We start from the raw sequence: 17,378 nt of genomic DNA, 5'->3' as shown, positions 1-17,378 counted from the left end.
TGAGGGCCGGACCTCTCCCGGAAAGGCCCGGCCCTCACCCTAGCCGCGCTACGCGCGTCTTTCCCTCTCCCGCGAAAGCGGGAGAGGGCTTAGTGAACGCCCCACCGCCGCGTCGCTGGCCAGCCGGTCGACCCGCTCGTTATCCGCGTTCCCCGCATGCCCCTTCACCCACACCCACTCGATCCGGTGCGGTTGCGCCGCCGCCAGCAACGCCTGCCAAAGTTCGGCGTTCTTGACCGGCTTCCTGTCCGCCGTCCGCCAGCCGTTGCGCTGCCAGCCATGAATCCACTTGGTAAGCCCATCCATCACGTATCGGCTGTCCGTCGACAGCTTCACCGAGCAGGGCCGCGTCAGTGCGCTCAGCGCCTGGATCGCGGCGGTCAGTTCCATCCGGTTGTTGGTCGTCGGGTTCTCCGCCCCCGACAACTCCTTCTCCGTCGACCCCGACCGGATCAACGCGCCCCAGCCGCCCGGCCCCGGATTGCCCTTGCACGCCCCGTCCGTGGCGATCTCCACCTTCGACAACCCCTCGACCATCACGCGAACAGATCCTCCCGCTCATACCGTTCCAACCGCCGCAGATAGGCGAGCGGGTCCTTGCGCGTCACCAGCGCGTCGGCGGGCGTGTTCAGCCAATCCCAAGCCCGCGTCAGCAGGAACCGGATGCAGGCTCCCCGCGCCAATATCGACAGCGCGGCCCGCTCATCGAGGCTCAGCGGGAACGCGGCGTAGTACCCCGCGACCAACGCCTGGCCGACCTCCTCGTCATACCGCGCGCCCGCGCCGTCGAACGCCCAGGCCGAGTGCGTCACCGCCAGATCGTATGCACGCACCTCCGTGCAGGCGAAGTAGAAATCTATCAGCCCGGTAACCTCGTCGCCCATCATCAGCACGTTGTCCGGAAACAGGTCCGCATGAATCGTCGCGCGCGCCAGCCCGTGCGGCCATGCCGCCTCCACCCGCTCCAGCGCCGCCGAGACCCGCTCGCCGAGCCCCGGCGCGATCTCGTCCATCCGCGCGCCGCACCGCTCCAACAACGGCCGCCAAGCGTCGACCCCCAGCGTATTCGGCCGCATCCCGTCGAAGTTCGTCAACGACCCGTGCATCCGCCCGAGCGCCTCGCCCGCCGCCTGCGCCTGCGCGGCCGTCGGCATCGTGATCGACACCCCCGGCAGGAACTCGATCAGGCAGGCGGGCCGCCCCTCGACGACATGCACCCGCTCGCCCCGACGGTCCGCCACCGCACGCGGCACCGGATGCCCCCGCGCCGCCAAATGCTCGATCAGGTCCAGGAAAAAAGGCAGGTCGTCCGCCGAGACCCGCTTCTCATATAGTGTGAGGACATACTTCCTGGACGCTGTAAACACCAGGAAGTTGGAGTTCTCGACCCCTTCGGCGATCCCCTTGCATAGGTAAGGTTCTTCAGTTTCGAACCCCGCCATGAAGCGCCGCAACGCTTCCGCCGGCACCGCCGTATAGACCGCCATCAGGCGGCTGCTTCCAGCCCTCGCGGCAGCTTGAAGGCGATCGTCTCCCGCGTCGTCTCGACCTCCCGCTCGACCACCTGGAAGCGCTCGCCCAACCGGTCGACCAGCTCGCGCACCAACAGCTCGGGCGCGGAGGCCCCCGCCGTGATGCCGAGCGTCGCCACCCCGTCCAGGAACGCCCATTCGAGCTCCGACGCCCGCTGGATCAGCCTGGCCCGTATGCCCTCGCGCTCCGCCACCTCGACCAGCCGGACTGAGTTCGACGAGTTGGGCGCGCCGATCACCAGCATCGCGTCGACCTTGCCCGCGATCGCCTTGACCGCCGCCTGCCGGTTCGACGTGGCGTAGCATATGTCCTCGCCGCGCGGCGCGTCGATCGTCGGGAAGCGGCGGCGGAGCGTGGCGACGATCTCGGCGGTGTCGTCGACCGACAGCGTCGTCTGGGTCAGGAAGGACAGGTTGTCCGGCTCGGCGATGTCGAGCGCCGACGCGTCCTCGACCGTCTCCACCAACGTCATCGTGCCCGCCGGAACCTGCCCGAAGGTCCCGATGACCTCGGGATGTCCCGCATGCCCGATGAAGACGATGTGCCTGCCCGCCGCCACCAACCGCTCGGCCTGCCGGTGGACCTTGGAGACCAGCGGACAGGTGGCGTCGAGATAGGCGAGCCCGCGCGTCTCGGCGTCGGCGGGGACTGACTTGGGGACGCCGTGCGCGGAGAAGACCACCGGCGCGCCGTCCGGCACTTCGTCCAACTCCTCCACGAACACCGCACCCTTGACCCTGAGCGAGTCGACCACGAACCGGTTATGTACGATCTCGTGGCGCACGTAGACGGGAGCGCCGTGCTTCTCGATGGCGAGCTCGACGATGCGGATGGCGCGATCGACGCCGGCGCAGAAGCCGCGCGGTGCGGCGATCAGAAGCTGCAGGATGGGCTTGGTCACAGGACCACGCTTTACGCCATCGCTTGCTTGCGTGAAAGGCGGTTCCTAAGAGGCGGGGCCGCCACGAAGAGAGTGCCCGACCAGTGAAGACCTCGCTTACCCTTGCCCTGCTCTCGGCGCTGCCGCTCGCCGCCTGCGCCCGTACGGGCGAGATCGACGCGACTGGAGGTATCAGCGCGGTGCGATCCGTATGCCCGGCGGTGGGCGTCGCGGCGGGCACCGGCGACATCACCGTCTTCGATCCGCCCGCCAGCCGCGACCAGTCCGCCATCGACGTGTCGGCGACGCTCACCAACCTGCGCTCGACCTGCAACGACGCGGGCGAGCAGATCGCGACCACGCTGACCTTCGACGTGCTCGCCAGGCGCGCACGGGGCGACGGGGCGCGTCAGGTCGTGCTGCCCTATTACATCGCCGTGGTGCGCGGCGGGAGCGCGGTGACGGCGAAGCGGATCGGGCGCGTCGCGGTCGATTTCGCGGCCGGACAGACGCGAGCAATGGGCCGCGCACAGGCGACCTCCTACGTCAGCCGCGCCGCCGCGACGCTGCCGCCCGCGATACGCCAGCAGCTCACGCGCCGTCGCAAGGCGGGCGACGAGGACGCGGCCGTCGATCCGCTGACCCAGCCCGAGATACGCCAGGCGGTGCTGTCGGCCAGCTTCGAGGCGCTGGTGGGTTTCCAGCTGACCGCCGAGCAGCTGCGCTACAACGCCACACGTTGACACGCTCGCGGCCTCCCGTCAGAGCTTGATGCGTCGATGCCGGGCGACCGGCATGGGTACGCGCGGGAGAGTGGCACTTGCAGTGTCCGCCGAAGGAGCAACCACCCCGGAATCTCTCAGGCACCAAGGACCGCGCGGACCTATCGACACTCTGGAAAGCGTTCCCGCTTCGGCGAGGAGCCACCGAAGGGGTAAGCGGGGGCAACCCGGCGAAAGCTCTCAGGTACCGTGACAGAGGGGGCGTAGGTCGACGGCGGGATGTTCCCGCTAGAGATCGGCCCTTTTTGTGGAGTCGGCGCGGATGAGCGAAGCGGTACATGGCGGCCCGACCGGACACGGCGCGCGCGGGACCGAGTTCAGCGGCGACGAGGAAGGCGGCGAGCCCGCGCCTCAATTGCTACCGCTCGACGCATGGCATCGAAGACGTGGCGCGCGGATGGTGGCCTTCGCCGGATACGAGATGCCGATCCAATATGACGGCATCATGGCCGAGCATCTTTGGACGCGCGGGCATGCCGGGCTGTTCGACGTCAGCCACATGGGCCAGATGCTGTTCACCGGCGAAGGAGCCGACCGCGCGCTGGAGGCGGTGCTGCCCGGCGACGTGACTGGGCTGAGCGTGAACCGGATGCGCTATTCGCTCCTGCTGGCCGACAATGGCGGTATCCTGGACGACTTGATGGTGACGCGGCGCGAGGACGGCGTGTACGTCGTCGTCAACGGTGCGACCAAGTATGACGATGTCGTCTACCTCCTCGACCACATGCCCGACGAGGTGACGATCAACCTGATGGAGGATCAGGCGTTGCTGGCCTTGCAGGGGCCGCGCGCGGTGGATGCGCTAGCGCGGCTGGTGCCCGGCGTCGAGGCGCTGGTGTTCATGGCCGCGGGCGCGTTTGAGTGGCGCGGGTTTCCGCTTTGGATCAGTCGGTCGGGTTATACGGGCGAGGACGGGTTCGAGATATCGGTGCCGGCCGATGCGGTCGAGGCGTTCGCCGACGCGCTGATCGCCGAGCCCGAGGTCAAGCCGATCGGGCTGGGCGCGCGCGACTCGCTCAGGCTGGAGGCCGGGCTACCGCTATACGGTCACGACCTCGATTCCGACACGTCGCCGGTGATGGCGGACCTGGGCTTCGCGCTTTCCAAGCGTCGCCGCGAGGCGGGCGACTTCGCGGGCGCGCCGCGTATCTTGCTCGAGCGCGAGCAGGGCGCGATCGTCAAGCGCGTCGGGCTAATCGTCGAGGGACGTCAGCCGGTGCGCGAGGGTGCCGGCGTCGTTGACGAGGAGACGACGGAGGTCGGCCGCGTCACGAGCGGGGGTTTCGCGCCGTCGCTCGGCAGCTCGATCGCGATGGCCTATGTCCCGACCGCCATGGCCGTGCCCGGCACGGTCGTGACGCTGGCGCAGCGCGGCAAGCTGCACCGCGCGACCGTCACGCCCATGCCCTTCGTCCCCCACAATTATGTCCGCGCAGGAGCCGTCAAATGAGCCGTTACTTCACCGAGGACCATGAATGGATCGACGTCGATGGCGATGTCGGCACCGTCGGGATCAGCGAATACGCGCAAAGCCAGTTGGGCGATATCGTGTTCGTCGACGTGCCCGAGGAGGGCAAGGAACTGGCCAAGGGCGACGAGGCCGCGGTGGTCGAGTCGGTCAAGGCGGCGTCGGACGTCTATTCGCCCGCGAGCGGGACGGTGATCGAGGGCAATACCGCGCTGGCTGACGAGTCGTCGCTCGTGAACTCGGACGCGGAAGGGGAGGGCTGGTTTTTCAAGATCACGCTATCTGACCCGAGCGAACTCGAAGAGCTGATGGACGAGCGGGCCTACGAGTCCTTCGTCGCGAAGCTCTGATCTCCCTCCCGCTTGCGGGAGGGGTTAGGGGGAGGGACTGTCCCTTACCTGCCGCCTCCCGACCCGCCCTCCCCCAGCCCCTCCCGAAAGCGGGAGGGGAGAGGAACCTGAAATGCGCTACCTTCCCCTGACCCAGCCCGACCGCGATGCGATGCTGTCCGTCATCGGCGCGGGGTCGATCGACGAGCTGTTCGTGGACGTGCCGGAGGCGGCGCGGCTCGACGGGCCGGTGCGCGGACTGCCGCATCATGCGAGCGAGCTGTCCGTCGAACGGCACATGACCGCCCTCGCGCGCAAGAACACCGTGGCGGGGGAGGTGCCGTTCTTCCTGGGCTGCGGCGCGTACCGGCACCATGTGCCCGCCAGCGTCGACCACCTGATCCAGCGCGGCGAGTTCCTGACCGCCTACACGCCATATCAGCCCGAGATCGCGCAGGGCACGTTGCAGATGCTGTTCGAATTCCAGACGCAGGTCGCGCGGCTGCTGGGGACCGACGTCGCCAACGCGTCGATGTATGACGGCTCGACCGCCTGCTGGGAAGCGATCGGCATGGCGCGGCGCATCACCAAGCGCGGCAAGGCGATCTTGTCGTCGGGGCTGCACCCGCATTACGTGTCGGTCGCGAAGACGATGGCGAAATATACGGGCGACGTGCTCGACACGACCGATCCGCGGCTCGTGGCGGAAACGGACATCGACCGGCTGATCGCCACGGTCGACGACGATACCAGCTGCGTCGTGGTTCAATATCCCGACGTCCTCGGCCGCGTCACGGACCTATCGACGCTCGCGGCGGCGTGTCACGCCAAGAAGGCGCTGCTGATCGCGGTCGTGACCGAACCGGTCGCGCTCGGCGCGATCCGCTCGCCCGGAGAGATGGATGCGGACATCGTCGTCGGCGAGGGTCAGTCGCTCGGCGTGGGGCTTCAGTTCGGTGGGCCGTATGTCGGGCTGTTCGGGTGCAAGGAGAAATACGTCCGCCAGATGCCTGGGCGGCTGTGCGGCGAGACGGTGGACGCGGAAGGACGGCGCGGCTTCGTGCTGACGCTGTCGACGCGCGAGCAGCATATCCGCCGCGAAAAGGCGACATCCAATATCTGCACCAACTCCGGCCTCTGCGCGCTCGCCTTCTCGGTCCACATGACGCTGCTGGGTGAGAAGGGCTTGCGCCGGCTCGCGATGCTCAACCATCACGGCGCGGTCGCCGCGGCCGACCGACTGGCGAAGGTCCCCGGCGTCGAGCTGGTCAATGACGCTTTCTTCAACGAGTTCACCCTGAAGCTGCCGACAGAGGCGAGGCCGGTGGTTCGGACGCTCGCCGACCGAGGCATCCTGGCGGGCGTATCGCTCGGGCGGCTCTATCCCGGGGTCGACGAGCTTGCGAACGGGCTGGTGGTGGCCGTGACGGAGACGACCACGCCCGACGATATCGAGGCGCTGTCCTACAGCCTGGAAGAGGTGCTAGCGGCATGAACATGAACCCAAGCGGCTGGCGGCCGGAAATTGTTAACCCCGAAAAGGGGGCTGACCATGCGACTTTCGAGATTTTTCGAACCTCGACAGGCAATAAGGCGCTGATGCTGGAGGAGGCGCTGATCTTCGAGATCGGGTCGGACGAGACGACCGGCGTCGACCTGCCCGAGATCGCCCCGGGTCTGGACCGGCTGGGCGGGCTTCACCGCGAGCGTCCGATCGGCCTGCCGGGCCTGTCCGAGCCCGAGACGGTCCGCCACTATACCCGCCTCTCGCGCCAGAATTACGCGATCGATTTGGGGCTGTTCCCGCTCGGCTCGTGCACGATGAAGCATAATCCGCGGTTGAACGAGAAGATGGCGCGGTTGCCCGGGTTCGCGGACATCCACCCGCTCCAGCCGGTCGACACGGTGCAGGGCGCGCTGGGCGTGATCAACGAGCTCGCCTTCTGGTTGATCGACCTGACCGGGATGCACGGCGTCGCCATGTCGCCGAAGGCGGGCGCGCATGGCGAGCTGTGCGGGATGCTGGCAATCAAGGCGGCGCTGGAAGCGCGGGGCGATGGGCATCGCAAGGTCGTGCTGGTGCCCGAATCGGCGCACGGCACCAATCCCGCCACCGCCGCTTTCGCGGGTTTCACCGTGGAGGACATCCCCGCGACGGCCGAGGGCCGCGTCGATACGGCGGCGCTGAAGGCTCGGCTCGGCCCCGACATCGCGGCGGTGATGATCACCAACCCCAACACTTGCGGCCTGTTCGAGCGCGATTTGAAGACGATCTCCGACGCCGTCCACGCGGCGGGCGGGTACGTCTATTGCGACGGCGCGAACTTCAACGCGATCGTCGGCCGCGTCCGCCCGGGCGATCTCGGCATCGACGCGATGCACATCAATCTGCACAAGACCTTCTCCACGCCGCATGGCGGCGGCGGGCCGGGGTCGGGGCCGGTGGTGTTGTCGGAGGCGCTGAGTCCGTTCGGGCCGCTGCCGTTTACCGAGCGGTATGCTGACGGACACATCACGCTGGTCGAGGAGGAGACCGTCGGCGAGCGTCATCCCGACAGCTTCGGCCGGATGACCGCGTTCCACGGGCAGATGGGGATGTTCACCCGCGCGCTGACCTACATCCTGAGCCACGGTGCGGACGGCCTGCGCCAGGTGGCCGAGGATGCGGTGTTGAACGCGAATTACGTGCTGCGCTCGCTGGAGGACGTGCTCGACGCGCCGTTCGCAGAGTCGGGGCCGTGCATGCACGAGGCGCTGTTCTCCGACGACAACCTCGCCGAGGGCTTCTCGACGCTGGACGTTGCAAAGGGGCTGATCGATGAGGGGTTCCACCCGATGACGGTCTATTTTCCGCTGGTCGTCCACGGCGCGATGCTGGTGGAGCCGACCGAGACCGAGTCGAAGGCGGCGCTGGACCAGTTCATCGGCGCGCTGCGCTCGGTGGCCGAGCGGGCCAAGGCGGGTGATCCGAGCCTGAAGACCGCGCCGCACTTCGCGCCGCGCGCCCGGCTGGACGAGACGCGGGCGGCGCGCAAGCCCGTGCTGACCTGGCGCGAGCCGCCGCTGGCGGCGGCGGCGGAGTAGAGCGGCCTTCCTGTTCTTAACCTTCTCCCGCCTTTGTCGCCGGCGACCTTCACCTCGCGGCGGATCACCTCCATCTCGGCGCGGATCTTGGCGACCTCAGCCAAGCCGATCGCGTGGATTTGGTCGGGGGAAAGGTCGAGGGTGGTGAAGGCGCGGATGCGGGAGCGGTAATAAGCGGGGCCGTTCGGGTAGGCCTGGGCGGCGGGGGAGAGCTCCGCCTCGGCGACGCCGTCCAGACGGCGGGCGACGTCCGTCCAATAGGCCGCGCGGCGGGCGTGGGCGGGGGCGGAGGGGTCGGACAGATGCGGGTGCACCACCGCCGGGTCTTCGTCGGCGATGAGCTCGGCGACACGCCAGCTCCATTCGGCCTGCCAGATCGCGGCGAACCTCGCGTCCTCCGACGGGATTGGGGCGGCGGCGAGGAGGAGGGCGAGCGGGAGGAGGTGGCGAACGGGCGGGAGGGTGGCCGATCGGCGTGGCGGGCTCAAGGGATCGCTGTGGCGGTGTCGCGAAGGTGGCGGACGCGCTCGCGCCAGACGATCACCAGGCCGCTCGCGATGATGACCGGCGCGCCGACCCAGGTGGCGGGGGCGGGGAGCGCGTCGAACAGGAGCCAGCCGAGCGCGGTCGCCCACAGCAGGCTCGAATAGTCCATCGGCACCACGACCGATACGGGGCCGAGCCGGAGCGAGCCCGTCATCGCGAACTGCGCCGCGCCGCCGAGGAAGCCGACGCCGAGCAGGTACGCCCAGACCACCGGCGCGTGGGGTTGCGCGGTGAACAGGTAAAAGGCGCCGAGCGGCGGCAGGGAGAGGACGGAGAACCAGAAGACGGTGGTGCTCGTCGGCTCGGTGCGGCCCATGCGGCGGAGCAGGATCGATACGAACGCGGTCAGCAAGCAGCCGAGCAGCGCGAGGCCGGCGCCCCGGAGCGGAATATCGCCGACGCCGGGCCGCGTGACGATCAGCACGCCGACGAACCCGCCGATCACCGCGCCCCAGCGCCATGGGCCGGTGGGCTCCTTCAGGATGAGCGCGCCCAGGATCGTCGCGAAGATCGGGATGGTGAAGCCGATCGCGGTCGACTCGGCGAGCGGTAGCGCCATGATCGCCGAGAAGAAGCAGAACATCGCGGCCAGGCCGACGACCGCGCGGAGTAGGTGGGCGGGGAGGCGGGCGGTGCGCACGGTGCGGAGGCCGGGGCCGGCTACAATGACGGCGGTGATGAGCATCGCCGCGCCGAACTGACGGTAGAACAGGATCTCGACCAGCCCCGCCCCGCCTGCCTCGGCTAGCTTGATCAGGGCGTTCATGAAGCCGAACAACGCGACCGAGACGAGCCGAAGGCCGATGGCGGCGGGGATGCGGTCGGTGCCGGGCATTAGCGAGCGCATAGGCCGGGGTCGCCGACGCGCCTAGCCGGGGGTGACGCGTCCGGTCGCGCTCGCTATCCGCTCCCGCCATGAAACACGCGCTCAACGTCACTCGCGAACAGGATTTCGCCGCCTGGTACCAAGCCGTCGTCGCCGAGGCCGACCTGGCGGAGGAATCGGGCGTGCGCGGGTGCATGGTGATCCGGCCCTGGGGATACGGCATCTGGGAGCGGATTCAGCGGCTGCTCGACGACCGGATCAAGGCGATGGGGCACGATAATTGCTATTTTCCGCTGTTCATCCCGCTCTCCTATTTCGGGAAGGAGGCGGAGCATGTGGAGGGGTTCGCCAAGGAGATGGCGGTGGTCACGCACCACCGGCTGATCGCGGATGGCAAGGGCGGGCTGGTCCCCGATCCGGAGGCCAAGCTCGAGGAGCCGCTGGTCGTGCGGCCGACGTCGGAGACGGTGATCGGGGCGGCGTTCTCGCGCTGGGTGCAGTCGTGGCGCGACCTGCCGGTCAAGATCAACCAGTGGGCCAACGTCGTGCGTTGGGAGATGCGGACGCGGATGTTCCTGCGTACCAGCGAGTTCCTGTGGCAGGAGGGGCATACCGCGCACGCGTCGGCCGGCGAGGCGCGCGAGCATACGCTTCGGATGCTGGAGGTGTACCGCCTGTTCGCGGAGGAGTGCCTGGCGCTGCATGTGATCGCGGGGGAGAAGCCGGAGAACGAGCGGTTCCCCGGCGCGGTCGCGACCTATTCGATCGAGGCCATGATGGGGGACGGCAAGGCGCTCCAGGCAGGCACCTCGCACTTCCTGGGCACCAACTTCGCATCGGCCCAGAACATCCGGTTCCAGAACGCGGAGGGGCAGTTCGAGCTCGCCAACACGACGAGCTGGGGCGTGTCGACCCGGATGATCGGCGGCGTGATCATGGTGCACGGCGACGATAACGGGCTGCGCTGCCCGCCGCGCATCGCGCCGTGGCAGGTGGTGATCGTGCCGATGCTGCGCGACGGGCCCGAGGACGAGGCGGTCGTCGCCTATTGCCGCGAGCTGCAGGCGGCGCTGGCGGGGCAGGCCGCGCTCGGTGAGCCGGTGCGGGCGTTGCTGGACCTGAAGCCCGCCAAGGCGGCGACCAAGCGGTGGGGTTGGGTCAAGAAGGGCGCGCCGATCATCGTCGAGGTGGGCGGGCGCGACGTGGCGGGCGGCAACGTATCGGTGATCCGGCGCGACCGGCTGTACCGGGCCGACGGCAGGCTCGACAGCGCGGTGATCGCGCGCGCCGAGCTGGCGGAGGGCGTCGGAGCGATGTTGGAGGATATTCAGTCGACGCTGCACGCGCAGGCGACCGAGCGGCTGCGCGCCGGCATCTTGCCGGTCGATGAATGGGCGGGGGTGGAGGCGTTCTTCGCGAGCGATCGGCGCAATCCGGGTTGGGTGGACGTGCGATGGTCCAGGCCGACCGGCTCGGCGCTGGACGCGGTGGTGGAGCGGCTGAAGAAGCTGAAGCTCACCATCCGCAACGCGCCGATGGGCCAGACCGGGGGCGACGTTGGTCAGTGCGTGTTCACGGGGGCGCCCGCCGTCGAGCGGGTGCTGATCGGGCGATCCTACTGAGCCGAAGGTAACGAAGGTAACGCTAAAACGCCATTTCGTCGTGCCGCCGGGCGACCTGCGCGATGGTTCGAGCGAGGGCTGATGAGTACGATCTCGCCTGCGCCGCCCGATGATGACGATGTGAAAGAGCCGATTCGATGATCCTAAACCGCGCGGCGGCTTGTAGGACAGCGAATTCTTGAAAGCGGCGAAACGGGTGGCGACGTCATGATCGATCTGAGCGGATATGAGCGGGGAGCCAAGCACGACGGCGACTATGCCGACGACCTGGCTGCGGTGCAGGACCGGCTGGCGCGCATCCAGGTCGCGCACATCGTCCACCGCCGGGCGGCGGTCGTCATGTTGGAGGGCTGGGACGCGGCGGGGAAGGGCGGGATCATCCAGCGTCTGACGGCCGAATGGGATCCACGCCATTTCGAGGTTCATCCGGTCGCCGCGCCGACGGAGGCGGAACGTGCGCGGCCGTTCTTGTGGCGGTTCTGGACGAAGCTGCCGCGCGCGGGCGATATCGCGGTGTTCGATCGGAGCTGGTACGGGCGCGTGCTGGTCGAGCGGGTGGAAGGCTATGCGGGCGAGGCCGAGTGGCGGCGCGGATACGACGAGATCAACGCATTCGAGGCGCAGCTGGCGACGAGCGGGGTGACGCTGATCAAGCTGTTCGTCCACGTGACCGCGGCCGAGCAGGATGCGCGGCTCCGCGCACGGTTGGAGCATCCGTGGAAGCGGTGGAAGACGGGCGCGGACGATTACCGCAACCGGGCGAAAAGGCCTGAGTATCTGGAGGCGCTGAGCGAGATGTTCGCGCGGACCGATGGCGAGGTCGCGCCATGGACCGTGATCGACGGGAACAACAAGAAGGCGGCCCGGATCGCCGCGTTGACGGCGGTGGCGGACCGGCTGGAGGCCGCGGTCGACATGACGCCTCCTCCGCTCGACCCGGCGGTGGAGCGGATGGCGTGGAAAGCGTTGGGGCTGGCGTAGGAGCCGCACCCTCCGCTACGCCCGGCCCATGATCGGTATGGAAAGGCAGATGGATGCGCGGATGGTTGCTGGGGATGGCGCTCGCGGGTGTGGGGACGGCGGCGGTGGCCGCTGACGAGGTGCCCGCGCGGCCGGGTGACCTGACGCTCAAGCGCGTGTTCGCCAATCCGGACCTGTCGGGGACGCAGCCGCAATCGCTTCGGCTGTCGCCTGACGGGGCGCTGCTGACCTCCGTGCGTAATCGCGCCGACGAGAAGGAGCGGTTCGACCTTTGGGCGCTCGACACGCGCACGGGGCTGTCGCGGATGCTGATCGATTCCAAGAAGGTCGGAACCGGCGCGGCGCTGAGCGAGGCGGAGAAGATGCAGCGCGAGCGCGACCGGTCGCTGACGGGCAAGACGGGGATCGTCAGCTATGCGTGGGCGCCGGACGGGCGTTCGATCCTAGTGCCGCTGGACGGCGACCTGTATTTGGCGGGGTTGGACGGAAACGTCCGGCGGTTGACGGAGGCGGCGGGGGGCGAGCTGAACCCGGCGGTCAGCCCAAAAGGGAGTTATATCAGCTTCGTCCGCGATCAGAACCTGTTCGTGCAGCCGCTGGCTGGCGGCGCGGCGCGGGCGCTGACGACCGAGGGGCGCGGCACCGTCCATTTTGGAGAAGCCGAGTTCGTCGCGCAGGAGGAAATGGACCGGCGCACCGGGTATTGGTGGTCGCCGGACGAGCGGTACGTGGCGGTGGAGCGGTTCGACGAGGCGCCGGTCAAGGTCGCGGTGCGCGCCGCGATCGGGGCGAGCGGGACGAGCACCTACGAGCAGCGCTATCCTGCGGCGGGGACGCCCAATGCTCTCGTGGAACTGTTCGTGATGCGGCCGGACGGGGGCGGGCGGGTCAAGGTCGATCTTGGGCCCGATCCGGACATCTATCTGGCGCGGGTCGACTGGTTGCCGGACGGGTCGGCGATGCTCGTCCAGCGGCAGACGCGCGACCAGAAGCGGCTGGACATGCTGCGGGTCGATCCGGCGACCGGCACGTCGACGCTGTTGTTCAGCGAGAAGTCGGGGGAACGGAGCTGGGTCAACCTGTCGGACGCGTACCGGCCGATGGCGGACGGAAGCCTGATCTGGCGATCGGAGCGCGACGGGTACGGGCATCTGTATCGCTGGGCTGGAGCGAAGTGGACGCAGCTGACCCGGGGCGAGTGGGTCGTCACCGGGCTGGTCGCGGTAGACGAGGCGCGCGGGCGGTTGTTCTTCACGGGCAACAAGGACGATGTGCTCGAGCAGCATCTATATGCGCTCGACCTGAAGCGGCCGGGCGAGCCCGTGCGGTTGACCGAGCGGGGGTTCACGCATTCGGTCGTGGCGGACGCGAAGGCCGAGCGGCTGATCGTGTCGCGATCGAGCCCGACCCAGCCTACTCAGGTGTATCTGGCGGAGTCGGGCGGCAAGCGGCTGTCCTGGATCAATGAGAATGCGGTGGTCGCGGGTCATCCATATCACCCGCACCTCGCCAGCCATAGCGCGCCCAAGTTCGGCACGATCAAGGCGGCGGACGGGTCGACGCTGCACTATGAGATGATCGCGCCGCCGATGGTGGCTGGGAAGAAGTACCCGGTTTTCTTCCAGCATTATGGCGGGCCGGGGACGGGGCAGTCGGTGACGCGGAGCTGGCGCGGGGCTCTGCCGCAATATCTGGCGGACCGGGGTTGGATCTGGTTCCAGATCGACAATCGCGGGTCGTACAACCGCGGCAAGGCGTTCGAGGACCAGCTATATCGCGCGATGGGGAGCGTGGAGGTGGCCGATCAGCTGGCGGGGGCGGAGTATCTGAAAACGCTGCCGTTCGTCGATGCGGGCAAGATCGCGACCTACGGCTGGTCGTATGGCGGGTACATGTCGATCAAGATGCTCCAGGCGAACCCTGGGGTTTACGCGGCGGCGGTGTCCGGCGCGCCGGTGACCGATTGGGGGCTGTACGACACGCATTATACCGAGCGGTACATGGGCAGCCCGGTGGCCGACGCCGCGGCCTACGCCAAGTCGAACGCGCTGGCCGATGTGGGCAAGATCCGCGATCCGTTGCTCGTCATCCACGGCATGGCGGACGACAACGTGTTCCTCGACAACACCACCGCCTTCGCCGCGCGGATGCAGGCGGGGGCGGTGCCGTTCGAGATGATGCTCTATCCCGGCCAGACTCACCGGGTCGGCGGACCGGGCGTGAGCGAGCATTTGTGGGGCACGATCCTGAACTTCCTCGACCGCGAGGTGAAGAACAAGCCCAAGAGGTAAGGTTGCGCGGGGCTGGACCGCCGCTTAGGTCCGGCCCCGAACGGAGAAGCGAGATGGGTTACAGGATCGTGGTCGCGGGCGCGACGGGCAGCGTCGGGCGCGAGATGGTCAACATCCTCGCCGAGCGGGAGTTTCCGGCCGACGAGATCGCGATCCTCGCCTCGTCGCGCTCGCAGGGCGAGCAGATGGAGTATGGCGACACGGGGCGGATGCTGACCGTCAAGAACATCGAGCATTTCGACCCGGCGGGCTGGGACATGGCGTTGTTCGCGATCGGGTCGGAGGCGACGAAGGTCCACGCACCTCGCTTCGCGGAGGCAGGGTGTACGGTGATCGACAATTCGTCGCTCTATCGCATGGACCCGGACGTGCCGTTGATCGTGCCGGAGGTGAATCCGGAGGCGATCGAGGGGTATGCCCGCAAGAACATCATCGCCAACCCGAATTGCTCGACGGCGCAGATGGTGGTCGCGCTGAAGCCGCTCCACGATTTCGCGCGGATCAAGCGGGTGGTGGTCGCGACGTACCAGTCGGTCTCGGGCGCGGGCAAGCAGGGCATGGACGAGTTGTTCGAGCAGAGCCGCAACATCTTCGTCGGCGATCCCGCGACGCCGACCAAGTTCACCAAGCAGATCGCCTTCAATGTCATCCCGCATATCGACGTCTTCCTCGATGACGGGTCGACCAAGGAGGAGTGGAAAATGGTCGTCGAGACCAAGAAGATCATGGGCGCGAAGATCAAGGTGACCGCGACATGCGTCCGCGTGCCGGTGTTCGTCGGCCATTCGGAGGCGATCAACATCGAGTTCGAGGATGAGATCTCGGCCAAGGACGCGCAGCGCATCCTGCGCGAGGCTCCCGGCGTGATGCTGTACGACAAGCGCGAGGATGGCGGGTACATCACGCCCGTCGAGTGCGTGGGCGAATTCGCGACGTATATCAGCCGCGTGCGCGAGGACTCGACGGTCGAGAACGGGCTCTTGCTATGGTGCGTGTCGGACAACCTTCGCAAGGGCGCGGCGCTGAACGCGGTGCAGATCGCGGAGCTGCTCGGGCGGCGGCACCTGCGAAAGGCGGCTTGAGCGGGTGACCGGCGGGCCGAGCGAGACGCGGTTCCTCGAGAGCTTCGATGGGGTGCGGATCGCGTGGCGGGAGCTCGGCGAGGGTCGGCCGGTGGTGTTGCTCCACGGCTTCTTCTCCGACGCGAAGACGAACTGGATCCGGTACGGGCATGCGGCCGCGATCGCGGCCGAGGGTTTTCGGGTGATCATGCCGGACCTTCGGGCGCATGGGGAAAGCGCCAAGCCGCACGAGGCGACGGCCTACCCGCGCGATGCGCTGACGCGGGACGGGCTCGCGCTGGTCGACCATCTGGGGCTGACCGATTACGATCTGGGCGGCTATTCGCTCGGCGCGCGGACGGTGGCGCGGATGCTGGCCATGGGGGCAACGCCGCGCCGCGTGGTGTTCTCGGGAATGGGGCTGGAGGGGCTGCTCGATACCGGGCGGCGGGCGGAGCATTTTCGGCACATTCTCATCAATTTGGGCAAGCATGAGCGCGGGACGCCGGAGTGGCTGGCGGAAGCATTTCTGAAGACCACGAAGGGCGATCCGGTCGCGCTGCTCGGTATCCTGGATACACTCGCGGACACGCCGCGCGACTTTTTGGAGCGGATCGCGCAACCGGCGCTAGTCATCTGCGGAGCCGAGGATTTCGACAACGGGTCGGCCGAGGCGCTCGCGGAGGTGCTGCCGGACGCTCGCTATGTCGAGGTGCCGGGCGGGCATATGAGTTCGGTCACGAAACCGGAGTTGGGTCAGGCGATCGCCGCGTTCCTGGCGGCTTGACAGGCCGAGCGCGTTCGGGAGAACGCGTGGGGAACAATATCATCGAAAGTTTGCATATATGATCCGTCGTGCTTCGCTGCTCGCGCTCGCTTGCGGGGTGGTGGCTCCCGCCCATGCCGAGCCGCAAACGACGGTCGCCGCGGCAGCGATGACTTCTGCGGCCGCTGACGCGTTCGTCGCCGAGGCGGAGAAGACGCTGGCTGACGAGTCGGTCGATGCGGCGCGTGTGGCTTGGGTGAATGCGACCTACATCACCGACGACACCGATACGCTCGCGGCCAAGTCCGGCGCGCGGATCACCGAAATGGCGGTGCGGTACGGGCTGGAGGCGGCGCGGCACCTGCGCACGCCCGGGTTGAGCGCGGATACGCGGCGCAAGCTGGAGCTGCTGCGCGGCGGGATCACCAGCCCCGCGCCGTCGCGGGCGGGCGCGGCGGGCGAGCTGTCGACGCTGACCACGGGCATGGCGTCCGCTTACGGCAAGGGCCGTGGCACGCTGGAAGGCAAGCCGGTCAACGGGTCCGACATCGAGGCGGCGATGGGGGAGGTGCGCGATCCGACCAAGCTTCAGGAGATGTGGACGAGCTGGCACGACGGGGTCGGCGCGCCGATGCGGGGCGACTACGCGAAGAGCGTGACCTTGATGAACGAGGGCGCGCGCGAGCTGGGCTTTCCCGACACGGGGGCGATGTGGCGCGCGGGGTACGACATGCCGCCGGCCGAGTTCGCGCGCGCGGTGGATGCGATCTGGGCGGACCTGGAGCCGCTCTACAAGGCGCTCCATACCTACACGCGCACCAAGCTGAACGCGAAGTACGGGGACGGCGTGCAGGCCAAGTCCGGGCCGATCCGCGCCGACCTGCTCGGCAATATGTGGGCGCAGGAATGGGGCAACATCTATGATGTGGTCGCCCCGGCGGGTGCGGGCGATCTGGGGTTCGATGTCGGCCAGCTGCTGACCGCCAAGGGATATGATCCGGTCAGGATGGTGCGCGCGGGCGAAGGCTTCTACTCGTCGCTCGGCTTCGCGCCGTTGCCTGAGACGTTCTGGAAGCGGTCGCAGATCGTGAAGCCGGCGGACCGCGAGGTGATATGCCACGCATCGGCATGGGACATCGACAATGTCGACGACTTGCGCATCAAGATGTGCACCAAGGTCAACGCCGACGATTTCGTGACGATCCATCA

15 protein-coding genes, 1 pseudogene and 1 riboswitch are annotated in these 17,378 nt (G+C 68.1%); of the genes and pseudogenes, 11 read left to right on the top strand and 5 right to left on the bottom strand.

Going from position 1 to position 17,378, the window contains the following annotated elements; all coding sequences use genetic code 11:
• Window positions 1–48 precede the first annotated feature (48 nt).
• The 3 genes from rnhA to ispH are packed head-to-tail and all read right to left on the bottom strand — an operon-like array spanning window position 49 to window position 2,434.
• On the bottom strand, window positions 49–537 hold the full coding sequence (gene rnhA / locus ACFE71_RS09145; RefSeq protein WP_375428499.1) for a ribonuclease HI: 489 nt from the start codon (window positions 535–537) through the stop codon (window positions 49–51).
• A complete protein-coding gene (gene thrB / locus ACFE71_RS09140) occupies window positions 537–1,487 on the bottom strand; it encodes a homoserine kinase (RefSeq protein ID WP_375428489.1) in 951 nt (316 codons plus the stop codon). Before thrB ends, rnhA begins: the two co-directional genes overlap by 1 nt.
• Window positions 1,487–2,434 carry a 4-hydroxy-3-methylbut-2-enyl diphosphate reductase gene (ispH, locus tag ACFE71_RS09135; protein WP_375428488.1) on the bottom strand — a complete coding sequence of 316 codons (948 nt, stop codon included), beginning with the start codon at window positions 2,432–2,434 and terminating at the stop codon, window positions 1,487–1,489. The genes thrB and ispH overlap by 1 nt, the downstream gene beginning before the upstream one ends.
• Window positions 2,435–2,517: 83 nt before the next feature.
• On the opposite strand from ispH, the gene ACFE71_RS09130 reads away from it, so the two are divergent.
• The 5 genes from ACFE71_RS09130 (at window position 2,518) to gcvPB (ending at window position 8,076) form a co-directional block, all read left to right on the top strand.
• Entirely contained in the window at window positions 2,518–3,156 is a 639-nt protein-coding gene (locus ACFE71_RS09130) for a hypothetical protein (protein WP_375428487.1), read from the top strand.
• Window positions 3,157–3,209: 53 nt separating this feature from the next.
• A riboswitch (glycine riboswitch) is annotated at window positions 3,210–3,299 on the top strand.
• A gap of 158 nt (window positions 3,300–3,457) precedes the next feature.
• Window positions 3,458–4,645 (top strand): glycine cleavage system aminomethyltransferase GcvT, encoded by a 1,188-nt coding sequence (gene gcvT, locus ACFE71_RS09125; protein WP_375428486.1) that lies wholly within the window; start codon window positions 3,458–3,460, stop codon window positions 4,643–4,645.
• Window positions 4,642–5,013, top strand: a complete 372-nt coding sequence (gene gcvH / locus ACFE71_RS09120; RefSeq protein ID WP_375428485.1) for a glycine cleavage system protein GcvH — start codon at window positions 4,642–4,644, stop codon at window positions 5,011–5,013. Before gcvT ends, gcvH begins: the two co-directional genes overlap by 4 nt.
• Window positions 5,014–5,125: 112 nt before the next feature.
• Complete coding sequence (gene gcvPA / locus ACFE71_RS09115) at window positions 5,126–6,487, top strand: aminomethyl-transferring glycine dehydrogenase subunit GcvPA (protein WP_375428484.1); 1,362 nt, start codon at window positions 5,126–5,128, stop codon at window positions 6,485–6,487.
• Window positions 6,484–8,076 (top strand): aminomethyl-transferring glycine dehydrogenase subunit GcvPB, encoded by a 1,593-nt coding sequence (gene gcvPB / locus ACFE71_RS09110; protein ID WP_375428483.1) that lies wholly within the window; start codon window positions 6,484–6,486, stop codon window positions 8,074–8,076. The genes gcvPA and gcvPB overlap by 4 nt, the downstream gene beginning before the upstream one ends.
• Window positions 8,077–8,126: 50 nt before the next feature.
• On the opposite strand, the pseudogene ACFE71_RS09105 reads toward gcvPB, so the two are convergent.
• Together ACFE71_RS09105 and ACFE71_RS09100 are read right to left on the bottom strand one after the other, a co-directional pair.
• A pseudogene (locus tag ACFE71_RS09105) lies at window positions 8,127–8,390 on the bottom strand (DUF885 family protein); the annotation flags it as partial.
• 170 nt (window positions 8,391–8,560) lie between these two features.
• Window positions 8,561–9,457: a DMT family transporter gene (locus ACFE71_RS09100; RefSeq protein WP_375428482.1), complete on the bottom strand. Its 897-nt coding sequence runs from the start codon at window positions 9,455–9,457 to the stop codon at window positions 8,561–8,563.
• An 80-nt stretch (window positions 9,458–9,537) separates the two neighbouring features.
• On the opposite strand from ACFE71_RS09100, the gene ACFE71_RS09095 reads away from it, so the two are divergent.
• From ACFE71_RS09095 to ACFE71_RS09070, 6 genes are all read left to right on the top strand, one after another.
• Window positions 9,538–11,070, top strand: a complete 1,533-nt coding sequence (locus ACFE71_RS09095; protein ID WP_375428481.1) for an aminoacyl--tRNA ligase-related protein — start codon at window positions 9,538–9,540, stop codon at window positions 11,068–11,070.
• A 207-nt stretch (window positions 11,071–11,277) separates the two neighbouring features.
• On the top strand, window positions 11,278–12,051 hold the full coding sequence (locus ACFE71_RS09090; RefSeq protein WP_375428480.1) for a polyphosphate kinase 2 family protein: 774 nt from the start codon (window positions 11,278–11,280) through the stop codon (window positions 12,049–12,051).
• A gap of 53 nt (window positions 12,052–12,104) precedes the next feature.
• Window positions 12,105–14,342 (top strand): DPP IV N-terminal domain-containing protein, encoded by a 2,238-nt coding sequence (locus ACFE71_RS09085; RefSeq protein ID WP_375428479.1) that lies wholly within the window; start codon window positions 12,105–12,107, stop codon window positions 14,340–14,342.
• A 53-nt stretch (window positions 14,343–14,395) separates the two neighbouring features.
• Window positions 14,396–15,424, top strand: coding sequence for an aspartate-semialdehyde dehydrogenase (locus ACFE71_RS09080; protein WP_375428478.1), 1,029 nt, complete (start codon window positions 14,396–14,398; stop codon window positions 15,422–15,424).
• A 4-nt stretch (window positions 15,425–15,428) separates the two neighbouring features.
• Window positions 15,429–16,190 (top strand): alpha/beta fold hydrolase, encoded by a 762-nt coding sequence (locus ACFE71_RS09075; RefSeq protein WP_375428477.1) that lies wholly within the window; start codon window positions 15,429–15,431, stop codon window positions 16,188–16,190.
• Window positions 16,191–16,248: 58 nt separating this feature from the next.
• On the top strand, window positions 16,249–17,378 hold a 1,130-nt coding region (locus ACFE71_RS09070; RefSeq protein ID WP_375428476.1), incomplete at its 3' end, for a M2 family metallopeptidase.

Origin of the sequence: uncultured Sphingomonas sp., from assembly GCF_964237155.1 — a bacterium.
In the GTDB taxonomy this organism is placed as follows: Bacteria; Pseudomonadota; Alphaproteobacteria; order Sphingomonadales; family Sphingomonadaceae; genus Sphingomonas.
This window is presented reverse-complemented; position numbering and strand designations above follow the sequence as displayed.

What these genes read in the sequence shown, in the direction of transcription:
- gcvT (WP_375428486.1), top strand. Translation starts at nt 3,458, where the DNA reads ATGAGCGAAGCGGTACATGGCGGCCCGACCGGACACGGCGCGCGCGGG.
- gcvPB (WP_375428483.1), top strand. Translation starts at nt 6,484, where the DNA reads ATGAACATGAACCCAAGCGGCTGGCGGCCGGAAATTGTTAACCCCGAA.
- ACFE71_RS09095 (WP_375428481.1), top strand. Translation starts at nt 9,538, where the DNA reads ATGAAACACGCGCTCAACGTCACTCGCGAACAGGATTTCGCCGCCTGG.
- ACFE71_RS09090 (WP_375428480.1), top strand. Translation starts at nt 11,278, where the DNA reads ATGATCGATCTGAGCGGATATGAGCGGGGAGCCAAGCACGACGGCGAC.
- gcvH (WP_375428485.1), top strand. Translation starts at nt 4,642, where the DNA reads ATGAGCCGTTACTTCACCGAGGACCATGAATGGATCGACGTCGATGGC.
- gcvPA (WP_375428484.1), top strand. Translation starts at nt 5,126, where the DNA reads ATGCGCTACCTTCCCCTGACCCAGCCCGACCGCGATGCGATGCTGTCC.
- rnhA (WP_375428499.1), bottom strand. Translation starts at nt 537, where the DNA reads ATGGTCGAGGGGTTGTCGAAGGTGGAGATCGCCACGGACGGGGCGTGC.
- ACFE71_RS09100 (WP_375428482.1), bottom strand. Translation starts at nt 9,457, where the DNA reads ATGCCCGGCACCGACCGCATCCCCGCCGCCATCGGCCTTCGGCTCGTC.
- ACFE71_RS09080 (WP_375428478.1), top strand. Translation starts at nt 14,396, where the DNA reads ATGGGTTACAGGATCGTGGTCGCGGGCGCGACGGGCAGCGTCGGGCGC.
- ACFE71_RS09085 (WP_375428479.1), top strand. Translation starts at nt 12,105, where the DNA reads ATGCGCGGATGGTTGCTGGGGATGGCGCTCGCGGGTGTGGGGACGGCG.
- thrB (WP_375428489.1), bottom strand. Translation starts at nt 1,487, where the DNA reads ATGGCGGTCTATACGGCGGTGCCGGCGGAAGCGTTGCGGCGCTTCATG.